15 protein-coding genes and 1 pseudogene are annotated in these 14,848 nt (G+C 33.8%); 11 read left to right on the plus strand and 5 right to left on the minus strand.

The window, feature by feature from the left end; translation table 11 throughout:
• The first annotated feature begins 1 nt into the window (after position 1).
• Positions 2-865, plus strand: coding sequence for an ATP-binding protein (locus ACEPXG_RS08290; protein WP_391209266.1), 864 nt, complete (start codon positions 2-4; stop codon positions 863-865).
• Between the two features lie 9 nt (positions 866-874).
• On the plus strand, positions 875-2,758 hold the full coding sequence (locus ACEPXG_RS08295) for a vWA domain-containing protein (protein ID WP_391209268.1): 1,884 nt from the start codon (positions 875-877) through the stop codon (positions 2,756-2,758).
• 202 nt (positions 2,759-2,960) lie between these two features.
• Here the strand turns inward: ACEPXG_RS08295 and ACEPXG_RS08300 are convergent, their stop codons facing one another.
• From ACEPXG_RS08300 to ACEPXG_RS08310, 3 genes are all read right to left on the minus strand, one after another.
• On the minus strand, positions 2,961-4,151 hold the full coding sequence (locus ACEPXG_RS08300) for a toxic anion resistance protein (protein ID WP_391209270.1): 1,191 nt from the start codon (positions 4,149-4,151) through the stop codon (positions 2,961-2,963).
• Complete coding sequence (locus ACEPXG_RS08305) at positions 4,123-4,800, minus strand: 5-bromo-4-chloroindolyl phosphate hydrolysis family protein (protein ID WP_391209272.1); 678 nt, start codon at positions 4,798-4,800, stop codon at positions 4,123-4,125. Before ACEPXG_RS08305 ends, ACEPXG_RS08300 begins: the two co-directional genes overlap by 29 nt.
• An 80-nt stretch (positions 4,801-4,880) precedes the next feature.
• Entirely contained in the window at positions 4,881-5,162 is a 282-nt protein-coding gene (locus ACEPXG_RS08310) for an acylphosphatase (protein WP_391209274.1), read from the minus strand.
• A 161-nt stretch (positions 5,163-5,323) separates the two neighbouring features.
• On the opposite strand from ACEPXG_RS08310, the gene ACEPXG_RS08315 reads away from it, so the two are divergent.
• From ACEPXG_RS08315 to ACEPXG_RS08340, 6 genes and pseudogenes are all read left to right on the plus strand, one after another.
• The gene (locus ACEPXG_RS08315; protein WP_391209277.1) at positions 5,324-5,602 is read left to right on the plus strand and encodes a DUF1033 family protein; all 279 of its coding nucleotides are present in this window, start codon (positions 5,324-5,326) and stop codon (positions 5,600-5,602) included.
• A gap of 191 nt (positions 5,603-5,793) precedes the next feature.
• Positions 5,794-5,994 carry a cold-shock protein gene (locus ACEPXG_RS08320; protein WP_090561394.1) on the plus strand — a complete coding sequence of 67 codons (201 nt, stop codon included), beginning with the start codon at positions 5,794-5,796 and terminating at the stop codon, positions 5,992-5,994.
• 160 nt (positions 5,995-6,154) lie between these two features.
• A complete protein-coding gene (locus ACEPXG_RS08325; protein ID WP_391209280.1) occupies positions 6,155-6,589 on the plus strand; it encodes a hypothetical protein in 435 nt (144 codons plus the stop codon).
• A 125-nt stretch (positions 6,590-6,714) separates the two neighbouring features.
• Complete coding sequence (locus ACEPXG_RS08330) at positions 6,715-7,965, plus strand: IS4 family transposase (protein ID WP_391205165.1); 1,251 nt, start codon at positions 6,715-6,717, stop codon at positions 7,963-7,965.
• Positions 7,966-8,139: 174 nt separating this feature from the next.
• A pseudogene (locus ACEPXG_RS08335) lies at positions 8,140-8,559 on the plus strand (STAS domain-containing protein); the annotation flags it as partial.
• Positions 8,560-9,140: 581 nt separating this feature from the next.
• Positions 9,141-9,632, plus strand: coding sequence for a YkvA family protein (locus tag ACEPXG_RS08340; protein WP_391209282.1), 492 nt, complete (start codon positions 9,141-9,143; stop codon positions 9,630-9,632).
• A 25-nt stretch (positions 9,633-9,657) separates the two neighbouring features.
• On the opposite strand, the gene ACEPXG_RS08345 is transcribed toward ACEPXG_RS08340, so the two are convergent.
• Together ACEPXG_RS08345 and msrA are read right to left on the minus strand one after the other, a co-directional pair.
• Entirely contained in the window at positions 9,658-11,256 is a 1,599-nt protein-coding gene (locus ACEPXG_RS08345; RefSeq protein WP_391209284.1) for an ABC-F family ATP-binding cassette domain-containing protein, read from the minus strand.
• 295 nt (positions 11,257-11,551) lie between these two features.
• The gene (gene msrA / locus ACEPXG_RS08350; RefSeq protein WP_391209841.1) at positions 11,552-12,070 is read right to left on the minus strand and encodes a peptide-methionine (S)-S-oxide reductase MsrA; all 519 of its coding nucleotides are present in this window, start codon (positions 12,068-12,070) and stop codon (positions 11,552-11,554) included.
• A gap of 121 nt (positions 12,071-12,191) precedes the next feature.
• Here msrA and ACEPXG_RS08355 point away from each other — a divergent pair, with 121 nt between their 5' ends.
• The 3 genes from ACEPXG_RS08355 (at position 12,192) to ACEPXG_RS08365 (ending at position 14,801) form a co-directional block, all read left to right on the plus strand.
• Positions 12,192-13,136, plus strand: coding sequence for an LCP family protein (locus ACEPXG_RS08355; RefSeq protein ID WP_391209287.1), 945 nt, complete (start codon positions 12,192-12,194; stop codon positions 13,134-13,136).
• A 70-nt stretch (positions 13,137-13,206) separates the two neighbouring features.
• Complete coding sequence (locus ACEPXG_RS08360) at positions 13,207-14,400, plus strand: AI-2E family transporter (RefSeq protein WP_391209289.1); 1,194 nt, start codon at positions 13,207-13,209, stop codon at positions 14,398-14,400.
• Between the two features lie 5 nt (positions 14,401-14,405).
• On the plus strand, positions 14,406-14,801 hold the full coding sequence (locus ACEPXG_RS08365; RefSeq protein WP_391209291.1) for a sporulation protein: 396 nt from the start codon (positions 14,406-14,408) through the stop codon (positions 14,799-14,801).
• The last annotated feature ends 47 nt before the right edge of the window (positions 14,802-14,848 follow it).

Consider the following 14,848-nt stretch of genomic DNA (forward strand, 5'->3'; position numbering starts at 1 on the left):
TATGATTGATCTGATTGAAAAAGAAAGAAAGATTCGTTTAAATAGAAATCATAGTGAAGGAGATCGTCAACTAATAGGAACTGGTGGATATGTATCTCCAAATGAACACTTATTAGATGACGTGTTAATTGCCGTAACATTGAAAAAGCCTATTTTACTAAAAGGTCCTACAGGGGCAGGGAAAACAAAGCTTGCCGAAACAGTATCTCAGATTTTTTCGCAACCGGTGCAAAGTATTAACTGTTCTGTAGACTTAGATGCAGAGGCATTAATAGGATTTAAAACAATCGTTTTGAAGGATGGACTTAACTCGATAGAGTTTGTGGAAGGTCCTGTAATTGAAGCGATGAAAAAAGGACATATTTTATATATTGATGAGATTAATATGGCAAAATCGGAGACATTACCTATTTTACATAGCGTATTGGATTACCGTAGGATGCTTACTAATCCTTTTACTGGTGAAGTGATTAAAGCGCATCCTGACTTTTCCGTTATTGCGGCGATAAATGAAGGATATATTGGTACGACACCTATGAATGAAGCATTAAAAAATCGTTTTGTATCTTTTTCCGTTCCATATATTTCGGGTGAACTACTCGGAAACCTCTGGAGCGATTTATATCCATTTGCTCCTAAAGAATTACATTCACTTATGTTAAATTTAGCAACAGATTTAATGGAACAAGTGAAGCAAGGGTTATTGTCGGAAGAAGCGGCCTCTATTAGAAGCCTACAACATGCTATGGAGTTGGCCCAATTCATTGAGCCACTACGAGCAATTACCTATGCTATCGCTGAAAAGTTAGAGGATGAACAAGAGAAAAAGCTAGTATTAGAATTAGCCTCTTCTTGGATGAAGTGAGGTATATAGATGCCCTCTGTTAATCGTTTTATTCAATTTAACAATGAAACAATCGATGCAAGACAACTAATGCATTATGAAAATGTTGCAAAAGCATTAACAAAAAATGGAATGCTAATGGTTAATGAACGAAAGTTAATGGAATTTCAACCAGAAGAACAAATGATCTCGATCAGTGTCTTTTGGAGACACAGAGAACAGAGTATGATGGATGCAGGAAGATTATCTGATATTTACTTATTAACTGAAGGGTTTTGGAAAGATTTTGACATTAATGCATGGAAAGTATATCTCTCTGAACGTCCAGTTACACTTGCAAAATGGATGGACCAATTAGTCTTTTGTTTAGAAGAGTTTCGCTTAATGGAAAAGATCCAGAAAAAAAGAGTAGGTACGGTTAAACTATTTGCTAAACGAATTCAAATGTACTTGGCTTTTCATAAACAACAATTAGTAGTAAATAGCCAAAAGGGATTTCTAGCAGATGCATTTATTAGTTATATTTATATAAGTCTTTATGAAGGCACAATGCATGTAAATGGGCCAGCAATTTTTCAACAGGCAAATAACATTATCCAAAAAGTATATGAAAATAAAGACTCCCAATCATCTATTAACGTTGTGTATGCGTTATATTATTTATTGAATGACTATATAAAAGAAGATACTTTACATGACTATTATTCTATCCTTTCACCTTTTGATCTACCTACAACCCCCTTTCACTATCATCAAGGGATGAAAGATGCTGAAGCCGGGGAAGAGGCAAAGAAAGATACGATAGAAGAAATATTTCGAAGCTGGCATAGAGAAAATGAAAAGGAAAATGGCGTTCATTTGCAATATGAACTGGAACATGGCAAAGATGGTAAAGCAGATCAAAGTATTTCAGCAGTAGAGGGCAAAGAGGGGCATGATATTACAGAGATTGGACAAGGACAATCAGCTGGCAATACAACAGAATTAAAGCAAGATGAACATTCCAAAAAGAATTCAAATAAAGCAAAAAAAGCAGGCAAAGCATTTGGAAAAGAGCATTTACATGTTGTTTTTGAAGAAAAACGTTTAAATTCGATCCCGACTTCCAATGACAAGTTATTATTACAATCATATCGACAGGAACAAGCTCCTTACGTAAAAGCTTTCGTAGAAGAAATGAAAAAACGAATGGAACAGAAAAAGATAGAGAAGCGAGTAAATTTAGCAAAAGGTCGATTATCTTCTAAACAGACAGTACTCTGGACAGAAGAGCGACCAAAGCCGTTTTATAAAAAGACAGCTCCAAGTAAGCAATTAAACGCAGTATTCGGATTACTTGTAGATGGATCTGCATCTATGCAAGACAAGTTGGAAGAAACCAAGAAAGCCGTTCTCTTATTTCATGATGTATTAAGAAAGCTTCAGATTACACATGAAATAGTTGTCCACTATGAAGATGCATTTGAAGCTTCGGAAAAGAGTCAACCAAATACATTTGAATGGGTTCATAAGTTAGAAGATGGACAAAAAGATAATGGATTGCAGATTCTTTCGATAGAAGCGCATGAAGATAATCGCGATGGATTTGCACTTAGATGGATGGGGAAAAGGATAGAACACAGACTTGAACAACATAAATTCATTCTCATGTTTTCGGACGGAGAGCCATCTGCGTTTGGTTATGCACAAAATGGTATTATGGATACAGCAGAAGCAGTGGTCGAGCTTGAAAGAAAGAATATATCCGTTTTGCATTTGTTTTTGAATGATATGGAAGCATCAGAAGAGCAATTAAATTTGTTTCATTTAATCTTTGGAAAAAAGACAGCTGCCGCTTCATCCTTAGAAAAATTTTCAGAAGAAACATTAAGACTACTAAAGAAAATGTTACATCATGTTGTGAAAAGTACGTAAGAATAGAATAAACGTCTACTAAGAGCAACTTTTCTTCACAAACGTCTCCGGTGCGAGAGCAAACCCAGGACATCCGAGAGCCCTCGCCGATGATGCGAGAGCAACCACGCTATCCAAGAGCAAGCTATCTACGGACATGGATTGATTTGTAATGGATCTTATGAAGAATGTACAATCCAAAACATATAAAAAACCGTCTTTCCTAGGAAGGACGGTTTTGTGATTGCTCAGCTATAAGAAGTAGACGTTGTTTTAGTTCTTCTTCCATACGACCGATTTCTATTTCTGCAGCTTTTCGTTTTACACGACCGTCTGCTTGAATACGTAATGTCTCTTCGATTGTTTGTAGAAGGTTTTCTTGCGTTTTCTTTAATGTATCTATTTCTACAATACCTCGTTCATTTTCCTTTGCCGTTTCAATACTGTTTACTTTCAGCATTTCAGAATTCTTTAATAGTAAATCATTCGTTGTTTTTGTCACTTGCTTTTGTGCTTCTACTGCTTTTTGTTGGCGATTAAGTGTTAAGGCAATCGCAATTTGATTTTTCCAAAGTGGAATAGATGTCATAATAGACGACTGTATTTTTTCCGCTAACGTTTGGTTTGTTTGTTGAATCATACGAATTTGCGGCGCACTTTGAATCGTAATTTGTCGAGACAATTGTAGGTCATAAGCTCTTTTTTCCAATCGATCCAAAAATTGTGCCATATCGTTTACTTCTTGATAAGCCATTTGATCATTGGAAATTTCTGCTTTTCTACGGAGTTCTGGAATAGTTACGTTCGTTATTTCTTCTTTTTTTAATTCCGCAGCAGCAATATAAACGTTTAAAGCTTGGAAATACGTTTTATTTTGTTCGTAAAGTTTGTCCAGCATATGAACATCTTCTACTAATCCACGTTTGGAATGTTCTAGTTGAATACCAATTCGATCAATTTGTGTGCTCAGTTTTTGATATTTCGTCATCATTTCTTGTACCGAACGATTTACCCGGTGAAAAAGTTTTTTGATACCTGATTTTTTTGAAGCAGAAAGTTCTTCGGGATTTATTTCAGATAACTTATGCATTAAATCGCCTAAAATATCACCAACTGGACCAATATCTCTCTTTTGCACATGATCTAACATTTGTTGTGAAAATCGGGAAAGCTCCGTTTGCGCATTTGCTCCATACGTTAAAATTGCTTCATAATTACCCGCAGGAATTTGCTCAGCCAATTGACGAGCTTTTTGTTGTTCCACTTCTGATAAACGATCAATCAGTTTTGTTGGAGTTGGTTCAGTTGTATTAGTTGTGAGGGATTGTTCTTTTGATGACGTCATTTCAAATGGACTATCTAATAATTCATCCATCAAAAAGTCATTATTTGAACTCGCTAGTTTTTCGTTCATCTTCTGATTCTCCTTTTACATATAAAGGTCGTTCTTTTACTCCGACAGACAGCTTAGCAAAATCTAATTCCATTTTAAGGTGCTCAATATCTGATGCTAGGACGTCTTTTAAGTCTTCTTCCATTACTGTATTGATCGCTTGTAATGTGTCCCGTGTATCTTGTAAAGCAAATTTCATATCGCTGTTTTTAACTGGCTGAGCTACTAATAATGAATATTTAGAAGTAAGCTCTACTGCCGAATCTAAATGAGCATAGAAAAAGTTCTCCGCTTGATAAAATTTACGTGGATTCCCTTTCACTAATGAAATAATCCGTTTTGCCAGTCTATTCATTTCGAATAATTGTTTAAAAGAACTAATTGATCTTACTTTTAAGTATTGACTATTAAGTGTTCGGACTTTTTTATTGGCTTCTTTTAATTGATTTTGTATGAAGAAATACTCAGAATGTGTCAATTGATGTTTTTTCATAATTCTATGTTGTTGCAATTTCTTAATACTAATATTCGATACTAAATAAACACCTAAACCAAGGGCAGAACTAAGGAAAAAGCCTGAGCCAAATGCAAAAAAGAAGATGAACCAGGATGATACCATAATAGGTATATTTAAAAAGTGTCGAAAGAATGAATGAGCTACTTCACTCATAATTGGTTACCTCCTTTTATCTACAATTTATAATACGAATGATAAGGAAGAAGGTTTCATTTTGCTTGAAAAAGAAATACTTATACGATGTCCGTTTTCAACGTCGTATATCCAATTATATCCTCAAAAAATTCAATTTCAAATGAGTTTTTTTTCGTAACTGGAGATACACCTTTTTGAATATAATTTAAAAATTCTTCCAAGCTTTTCGTATTGCCTTCAATGTCTATAATTATTTCTTTCTCTTCATTTTGTTTACATATTCCTTTTAAACCAAGAGACTGTGCTTTTTGTTTCACAAGAAAACGGAAACCAACACCATTTACATCACCGTACATATGAATATGTGCTCGTCTTTTCATAAGTATCTTCTCCTTCCCCTTGGCACAAAAATTGTATTCTCTATAACTTAACTGATATTTGCTTGTTTTTCAATTTTATTTATTCGAGTAAGTCATTTAAGTAGACTTTCTAAATTATAGCAGTAATATATGAGTTAATAATTAATGTTAGAGGGGATAAAATGTATCAAATTATATACATGAAGGCAGACTTCGAACCTTGGTGGGCATTTGAAGGTTGGCAAGAGCATATAATTGAAAAAACATTATTTGAAAAGAAGGATGAGGGGATAGCTTATTTAAATAAAAGACTTAATGAATTGCGAAAAGAGTTTCCTATGGAAAAGACCAAAGATGATAAATATTGGGCATTCTGGTCTGTGCAGGAACAATGTTTTTGCGATTATTGTGATGAAGATCTCCAAATTTACCATGGAATCATTTGGAATGAAATTAAGTAAACGATTTAGAATTATAAAATTATTTATTGACTATTTTTATCCAAATGATATAATTTAATTAACAATCCATAGTGAGAAACCGTATTTTTAATTCACATATCCTATGTAGTGATCGATGTGATATCGGTACTTCATGGAATATGTGAATTTTTTATTCTTCATGTATTGATTAATTTTTTGGAGGTAATGGGATGAAACAAGGTACTGTAAAATGGTTTAATGCTGAAAAAGGATTTGGTTTTATCGAGGTAGAAGGGGAAAATGACGTATTTGTACATTTTTCTGCTATTCAAGGAGAAGGATTCAAATCCCTTGAAGAAGGTCAAAAAGTTGAATTTGAAGTAGTAGAAGGTAACCGCGGACCACAAGCTGCAAACGTAACAAAACTATAATGATAGAAAAGAAGTTCTTCGAACAATGGAGAGCTTCTTTTTTTGTGGAAAATAAGAAGTATGAAATTAAAAGATAAATTTTTTCTCAATGGAGTTTAGTGAATACTTATTTAGGTTATTTATAAAGTTGGGAGAATACTATTTTTAAGGGGGAAAAGCTTTGGAAAAGGAATTTTTAGATGAGAATTTTAATGATTTTTTTGAAGTAAATAAAAAACGCTTCGAAAGTAAATTATTAGACCAAGCTGTAAATGTAAGAGATAAAATAAATGATATTTTAAGAGTTGGAGATATCGATCTTATCAACAATGCACACAGGCTAATTTATTATGTAATAGATGGTGAGAAACAGGATGAGCTTCAAGCTTTTGCAAAACAAGAAGGAATTGCATGGGCAACACATTCATTGACACTCTATTTTAAACTTGAATGGGTTCAAGCCATTCGCAGAACACTGTGGAGTTTCATACAGGAATACACCAAAGCTACACAAAAGTTGACTATAGATACAATCTTTGATCTGGAAAAACTACTCAATAATAGAATTGATCACTTTTTAAATGTATTTTTCATCATTAACATTGCAATAAATTAAAACATCATTTATCAAGAGTCTTTATATCTAAAATTATTACACTATTTGTTATTCCATTCCACAAAAAAACTCCTTATAATTAGGTTTGGTAGTTCTGTCCAAATCCCAATTAAAAGGAGCTCACCATGGATAAGGATACCACAAAATCCACACTAAATGAATTACTAAATGTATTAGATGAAAAAACATTTTCCAAAATCATAAACGTTATAAATCTTGATCATTACGTTAAAAAGTTGACTGCTTACAAGTTTCTTCAGCTGTTTATCATTGCACAGGTAAATGAAAAAAAATCGATGAAAAAGTTAGCGAAACACCTCAAAGATACGGAAGAATTTCAAACGTTTATTCAGATGGATGCCATCAGTGATTCACAGCTTTCACGTAAACAATCCTTGCTAACACCGGCAATATTTGAAAAAGTCTTTCGTCACCTCGTCGTTTCCATTCAGTCGAAGATGAAAAGTAACGAACCAATTCTTCGCGATATTCGTAAGCTGCTTGTCATTGATTCTTCTACAATATCGATGAGTCTAAGTCAATATCCTTGGGCAACGTTTCGAAAAACAAAAGCAGGTGTTCGACTTCATTTGCGCGTGGTTGTCACAAAAGATGTGACTCTTCCAGACCAGGCGGTAATTCTACCGGCAAAACACGCAGATCGCACGCAAATGAACAAGTTAGTTGATATTGACTCCGATGCGATTCATCTGTTTGACAGAGGCTATACAGACTATCAACAGTATGATGTGCTTTGTGATCGAGGGATTCCCTTCATTACGCGACTTAAGAAAAATGCGAAAATCGAAGTACTCAACGAACAAATACCAGACGTAGAAAATCATATCTTCTCGGATCAAGAAGTCATTCTAGGCAATGAGCAAAATGGGACCAAGATGCAAAACCCTGTGAGATTAATCCAAACAAAAGATAGCGAAGAAAATGACATCATCATTCTTACTAATTGTTTTGATTTATCCGCTAAAGAAGTAGGCGATTTATATCGCTATCGTTGGAAAATCGAAACGTTTTTCAAATGGATGAAGCAGCACTTAAAAATCAAAAGCTTCTATGGAAAAAGTCAAAACGCCGTGTACACGCAAATTTGGATCGCGCTCATCACCTATTGCTTACAAGTCTTACTACAACTGAGATTAAACCATGAAGGACCTCTTTTAGATGTAAAAGAAACGCTTCAAAACTTACTTTTCAAGCCATTTAATGCATTTGTAAAAGCTCTATTTAGACCACCCACAAGAACATCAAATGGGCGTAAAAAGTACGACTGGGAAAGAGAATTTCAGCACATTGTCAGACAGTTCGATGAAAGAGAGGTGGAGCATTTAGACGATTTAACGTATGATCCAATTTTCTAGTTCGTATAAATTATAAATAATTTACAAAATGTGGATAAGGGCTACCAATTATAGCTGCTTTGACTTTTTTTAAAAATTAAAATCAAACATAGTTCGGAATATTCCGACTTCTACACAAGTTGGGTATTTCGTCTCTTTTGACAAATGATTAAAATTTTTATGCAACGCTAATGATTTTTCATTAATTATTCGACATATAAGGATGCATTAATAAGTGCTCAAAGAGAAGTAGTTGAAAACTTATCTGTTCCTATTATTCCGATCACTCCTAACATGTGTATCTTGCCTTTAATTGGCTCAGTTGACTCCTTTAGAACCACTATTCTTGAGGAAAAGGTATTATCAGAAATAGGAAGACTGCATATCCAAACCTTAATAATTGACTTATCCGGCGTTGCGGAAATGGAAACCGAGATAATTGACAAGCTTATGAAAATGATTTCTGGAACCTCCATGATGGGTTGCCAAAGTATCATCACCGGCTTAAGACCTGTAGTCGTCAGACAAATGATTAAGTTAGGTATCACATTTGAAAAAGAAACGAAAACTTACGGAACTTTACAACAAGCTTTAAACGAATATTTTATAAAGTAAATAGGAGATAGTTGAGTTAATTTCATAACTAGCATTTAATTATTTAAACATGAGCAATGATTATTTTATTGATTGGAGCGACAGGCGGCTACTCCAGCGGTATAAGTGAGAGGCCACTGAAAAACCAAAATTCAGAAAATAAAGTCACCACTTGAGAAGTATATTTAACTCATAATTGGTCTGAAATCCCCACTAACACCCTAAAAATTGATGTAAATATGGGATTTCATTTTTATTTTTTTAATAGTGACTTTTTCAGTGCCCTCATGAGTGAAACAAATGAGACATCGAAAGCGGCTGTGATGGCTCATCGCTCACCCCGCCGATAGCGGAGATCATGCAGATTTATGAAGTATATTATACATATTCTCACATTTCACTTAAATATCTTACGTGTTTTAAGCTCCAACTTTGAATTATGAAATTGTTTCAGTTAACTAGATAATAATGATAAAAGAAGCTAATTCTGTGTTAGAGCTTCTTATTTAAGCACTTTATTGAATGTTTTAGACGTGTATTAAAGTCCTATGTTTCATTTTCGCCATTTTTTGGTATAGTAAAATAGGAAAGGGGAGATTTCTGTGGAGATAGATTTAAAAAGAGAATTACCAACATATGAGAAACAGCAGGATTTTTATGAGAAGCTACGTTCAAGAGTATCTGATTTTTTATCTACAAAATCCGGAAAAAAAAGTAAGTTAGCACCTTACTTATTATTTGCACCAGATTTGTTTCATTTGCTCATAAAAGCGATGCTAGATAATAGAATTGATAGGAAGAGTAAAACATTAATTGGCAGTGGTATTTTATATTTCATTTCACCAATAGACCTTCTACCAGAGGGTTTGATAGGACCGGGTGGTTTTATAGATGATATAATTGTTGCAACTTTTATCATAAATATGTTGTTAAATAAGTTTTCTTCGGAAATAATTGAAGAGCATTGGGTTGGGGATACGAACTTATTAGACACTTTAAAAAAGATTTCTGAAACAAGTAACACATTGCTTGGGAAAATTCCTGCAAGATCGTTACTCAGTAGATTTATAAAGAAATCAACAAAAAATGCTTAAGGGGCTGATAAAGCCCCTTAAGCATTTACTTTTGTTGGTCTTTCCATTCTAAATATTCATCATATGTTAACTGCTTATCAAATATAGATCCGTCTTCACGGATTTCAATGACACGGTTAGCAATTGTTTGAATAAACTGATGGTCATGTGAAGTAAAGATCATTGCACCTTTAAATACAGTTAATCCATTATTTAATGCTTGAATAGATTCCAAGTCCAAATGGTTAGTTGGTTCGTCAAGTAAAAGTACATTTGACTCTGATAGCATCATTTTAGATAGCATACAGCGAACTTTTTCTCCACCTGAAAGCACAGCTGGCTTTTTCTTCACTTCTTCACCAGAGAATAACATACGTCCTAAGAATCCACGTAAAAATGTTTCACTTTCATCATCTGGAGAGTATTGTCGTAACCAGTCTACTAGAGATGGCTCGTTTCCTTCAAAATATTTAGCATTATCAAGAGGGAAGTATGCACGTGTAGTCGTTACACCCCAACGGATAGACCCTTCTTGAGGCTCTTCTTCTTCTGCAAGGACACGAAGTAAAGCAGATTTTGCTAATTCGCCACCAAGAAGAATAATTTTATCATCTTTATTCAATGTAAAATTCACTTTTTCTAGAAGTCTTTCGCCTTCAAATTTATAGCCTAAATCTTGAACTTGTAAAATATCATTACCAATTTCACGTTTCATCGAGAAGTTTACATATGGATATTTACGTGAAGATGGTCTAATATCATCTAGCTCTATTTTATCTAACATTTTTTTACGAGAAGTTGCTTGTTTTGATTTAGATGCATTTGCACTAAATCGCGCAATAAACGCTTGAAGTTCTTTAATCTTTTCTTCTTTTTTACTATTTTGGTCAGAAGCTAGTTTTGTAGCTAGTTGGCTTGACTCATACCAGAAATCATAGTTCCCAACATAGACTTGAATTTTACTGAAGTCTAAGTCCGCAATATGTGTACATACTTTGTTTAAGAAGTGACGGTCATGGGATACAACAATAACCGTATTATCAAAGTTGATAAGGAAATCTTCTAACCATTGAATTGCTTTAATGTCTAGATGGTTAGTAGGCTCATCGAGTAAAAGAACATCCGGTTTACCGAATAACGCTTGAGATAATAACACTTTTACTTTTTCTGAACCAGTTAGTTCAGCCATTTTCTTTTGGTGCATGCTATCAGGAATACCTAATCCTTGTAAAAGAATAGCTGCTTCTGATTCTGCTTCCCAACCATTTAAATCAGCGAATTCGCCTTCTAATTCAGCCGCACGCATGCCGTCTTCATCAGAGAAGTCTTCTTTCATATAAATAGCATTTTTTTCATTCATTACTTCGTATAAACGTTTATGACCCATCATAACTGTTTCTAAAACAGTGTATTCTTCATATTCGAAGTGATTCTGTTTTAAAATAGCCAAACGTTCGTCAGGATTCATAATAACATTACCTTCTTGGGCTTCAATTTCCCCAGATAATATTTTGATAAACGTTGACTTTCCTGCTCCATTTGCACCGATTAATCCATAACAGTTACCTGGAGTAAACTTTATATTTACGTCTTCAAATAACTTTCGATCACCAAAACGAAGACTTACATTACTTACTGCAATCATGGTAGTACCTCCTAAAATTCACAATGCTATTATTATAACATGAATGGCGGTAAATTAGGTATTTTTATTAAGGAAGAATTAACAAGTGAGGAATTATGAACACTGATTTTTTAAAGAATGATATAGAAGCATAATGCGGATGACAAAGTGTAGCCAATGTTTAGTTTGTTGCATTTAGAAAATAGTAAAGACAAGATACGCATATTTCTTGTAAATATTTCAAACACTATAATTTGAAAGAAAAGCTGAACAACTATGAAATGATTGTTCAGCTATAAATTCTCTATTTAACTTGTCATTCATTCCAATTTTTTGCAAGGAATTCATCTCGACCTGATTGGGCACGATCCTCTTTATAATGTTTTGGACTCTTTTTATAATAGTCTTGATGATATTCTTCTGCTTCGTAGAAAACTTTAGCTTCTCTAATTGGCGTTAAGATAGGCTTTGAAAATTTACCGCTTGCTGCCAATAATTCTTTTGATTTTTCGGCTTTTATTTTTTGCTCCTCTGAATGGGCGAATATAGCAGATGTATAACTTTCTCCGCGGTCTTGGAATTGACCTCCTCCATCAGTAGGGTCAATTTGTTGCCAAAAAATCTCAAGAAGTTGATCATATGAAAAAATGGTAGGATCGAATTGAATTTCGACGACTTCTAAGTGCCCAGAACTACCTTTTTTTACATCTTCATAAGTTGGATTTTCTAGATGTCCACCCATATATCCTGACGTCACTTTATGTATACCATCCCATGAATCAAATGGCTTCACCATGCACCAAAAACAGCCTCCTGCAAACGTTGCTTTTTCTATCACTAGTATCCCTCCTAATCTTGTAAAATTTATTTTACCACTTCATGAGAAGATAGACAAAAAACTGAAACAAACCTACGTAAAAAACGTTATGATAGGTATATAAAGGAGAGATTTTAGCATGGATGAAACTCAAAGAGGTCAAACAAGGTCCAGGCCGAAAAGAAAGTTAAGAGTGGGTAGAATTGTCGTGTTTTTACTCGCATTTACGGTGTTAATTTGCGGTATTTATACGTTTATCCAGTACTCCATTGGACATAATTTAGCTAGTGGTGAAAAACTAAAGACTGAGGATTTTACTGGCGATAAGCAAAGTGCAGGAGAAAGAGAAAATATTTTAGTTCTTGGAGTAGATTCAAGAGGTGAGGATAAAGCTCGAACAGATACAATGATGCTTGTCTCGTGGGACAAAAAGAAAAATGATGTGAAAATAATTTCATTTATGCGCGATATATATGCAGAAATTCCAGGGTATAAATCGTATAAATTAAATACTGCTTATTATTTAGGTGGCGTCCAACTATTAACAACAACGTTGCAAAATATGTTTGATATTCCTATACATCATTACGCCTTAATCGACTTTAGCAGTTTTGAATCACTAGTAGACATTATTGCTCCAAATGGAGTACCTATTACAGTAGAGAAAGATATGTCTGAGAAAATTGGTGTATCGCTCACGAAGGGGCAACATGATTTGTCTGGAAAAGAATTACTTGGGTATTCAAGGTTTCGTCATGATTCAGAAGGTGATTTTGGTAGAGTATCTAGACAACAACTCGTGATGGAAGCTTTAAAAAATGAAGTACTTTCCGTAAAAAACTTGCCAAATGTACCCAAGTTTGTAGGAGCAGCTGAAGGGTATATAGAAACCGATTATACAAAAACAGATAAGATTAAACGAGTTTTAGATGCGATTACGAGCGGTAAACTGGAAATTGAAAAATTAACAATTCCAGTAGAAGGAACCTATTCATTTAACAGTTATTCTCACGCTGGGTCAGTTATAGAAATTAATAAAGAAAAAAATAAAGCTGCAGTTTCTGAATTTCTAGAAGAAAAGTAATACTTATGCATTGCTAATCTTCGTCATCCTCCGTAAAATAAAAGTACATAGGAAAGGAAGTTTGATAAGAGTGGAGCCTGAAAAACCTTCTTTTTTTTCTACCAGGTACATAAAATTTCTAGGAGGACGTAATACCTTTTTTACGCTAATAATGCTGTTGCTAATTGGTGTAGTCGTGATGGTGTATGAAAAAATATCTTTTGTTTTTATTCCATTAACTGTATTTTTAGGGAATGTGATTTTACCCATAATATTAGCAGTCATTGCATATTATCTACTAAGACCGATTTTGCGACTCATAGAGAAAATTAATATTCCACGAGTTTGGGGAATATTAATCATCTTCCTAGCATTAATAGGATTAATCACATTACTTGTTTTTTTAGTTTTTCCATTTTTGAAAGCACAATCCATTCGATTAGTGGATGAATTACCTAATTACATTATTCAATTGCTTAATTCTTTAGATACTTTTTTAAGAACCTCCTTTGTAGCAGATTATTATTTACAAATTGAAAATGATGTAATGGATTTATTGAAAAATGTACCAACTGAAATAAGCAAGTTGTTTCAAAGTACTGTTGCAAGTATTGCAAGTGGAATAACCTCTATTGTTGGTGCAGTAACAAGCTTTATCTTATCTATAGTAATGGTTCCTTTTATCCTTTTTTATTTATTGAAAGACGGAGAAAAGTTACCACAACATATTATGAAGTTATTTCCACCTCGTATGAGGGATGATTTACATTCCGTATTTAAAAATATTGATAAACAAATTAGCTCATATATCCAAGGCCAAATATTAGTTTCTATGTGTATCGGTTTTATGATCTATATTGGATTTACAATTATTGGAATGGACTATGCGTTGTTACTTGGAGTAATAGCAATGGTGACAAGTGTTGTTCCATATTTAGGTCCTGTTATAGCAATAACACCAGCTGCAATCATTGCATTAGTTACGCCACATTTTATGTTAATCAAACTTGCGATAGTATGGACAGTTGTTCAATTAGTGGAAGGAAAGTTTATCTCCCCTCAAATTATGGGTAAATCACTACATATTCATCCAATTACGATTATTTTTGTTTTAATTACCTCGGGGTCATTGTTTGGTGTACCAGGTGTAATTTTAGGGATTCCAGGGTATGCAATATTAAAAGTAATTGTTTCGCATTTTTATACTTTATTTAAAAAGCGTTATAATAGATATGAATCGAATATAGAAAAACATTATGAGTATACAAATAACAAGGTGGACTGAGAGAAATGACGAAGAAGTTTGAATCCTCCATAAAAGTACAAACGTTTAAAATTGATACAGTTGTGGATCACCCTTATATTGAGCATGGGATTAACCTTTCCGGAACAATTTATATTGACGGAGTTCACGATGACGTGTCAATAGAAAACATTAAACTAGAAGTTTTTAAATTAATAAACGGAGAAATCTCCAAAATCGTTTCCAAGCATTCTATCGAACTAGTTGGCTCGTCAGCATCAAAAGACATGCAAATGATCCCTTTTGAAATTATGCCTGATGAGCGATGGTTGCCAGATGGAAATAACGAAGTAACAAACTTAATATTACGTACAACCGTTTTATTTGAAAATGGAACGGAATATAATGACGAAGACGAAATTTACTTTGATATTGAAGAATAACCCATTTTTTTAACACTCCAGTGAAATTCAGCTGGAGTTTTTTTGCG

Source organism: Psychrobacillus sp. L4 (assembly GCF_042944905.1).
Taxonomy (GTDB): domain Bacteria; phylum Bacillota; class Bacilli; order Bacillales_A; family Planococcaceae; genus Psychrobacillus.

Bases quoted from the DNA above. Each gene is read 5' to 3' on its own strand.
- ACEPXG_RS08290 (WP_391209266.1), top strand. From the start codon at position 2: ATGATTGATCTGATTGAAAAAGAAAGAAAGATTCGTTTAAATAGAAAT.
- ACEPXG_RS08295 (WP_391209268.1), top strand. From the start codon at position 875: ATGCCCTCTGTTAATCGTTTTATTCAATTTAACAATGAAACAATCGAT.
- ACEPXG_RS08300 (WP_391209270.1), bottom strand. From the start codon at position 4,151: ATGAACGAAAAACTAGCGAGTTCAAATAATGACTTTTTGATGGATGAA.
- ACEPXG_RS08305 (WP_391209272.1), bottom strand. From the start codon at position 4,800: ATGAGTGAAGTAGCTCATTCATTCTTTCGACACTTTTTAAATATACCT.
- ACEPXG_RS08310 (WP_391209274.1), bottom strand. From the start codon at position 5,162: ATGAAAAGACGAGCACATATTCATATGTACGGTGATGTAAATGGTGTT.
- ACEPXG_RS08315 (WP_391209277.1), top strand. From the start codon at position 5,324: ATGTATCAAATTATATACATGAAGGCAGACTTCGAACCTTGGTGGGCA.
- ACEPXG_RS08320 (WP_090561394.1), top strand. From the start codon at position 5,794: ATGAAACAAGGTACTGTAAAATGGTTTAATGCTGAAAAAGGATTTGGT.
- ACEPXG_RS08330 (WP_391205165.1), top strand. From the start codon at position 6,715: ATGGATAAGGATACCACAAAATCCACACTAAATGAATTACTAAATGTA.
- ACEPXG_RS08345 (WP_391209284.1), bottom strand. From the start codon at position 11,256: ATGATTGCAGTAAGTAATGTAAGTCTTCGTTTTGGTGATCGAAAGTTA.
- ACEPXG_RS08355 (WP_391209287.1), top strand. From the start codon at position 12,192: ATGGATGAAACTCAAAGAGGTCAAACAAGGTCCAGGCCGAAAAGAAAG.
- ACEPXG_RS08365 (WP_391209291.1), top strand. From the start codon at position 14,406: ATGACGAAGAAGTTTGAATCCTCCATAAAAGTACAAACGTTTAAAATT.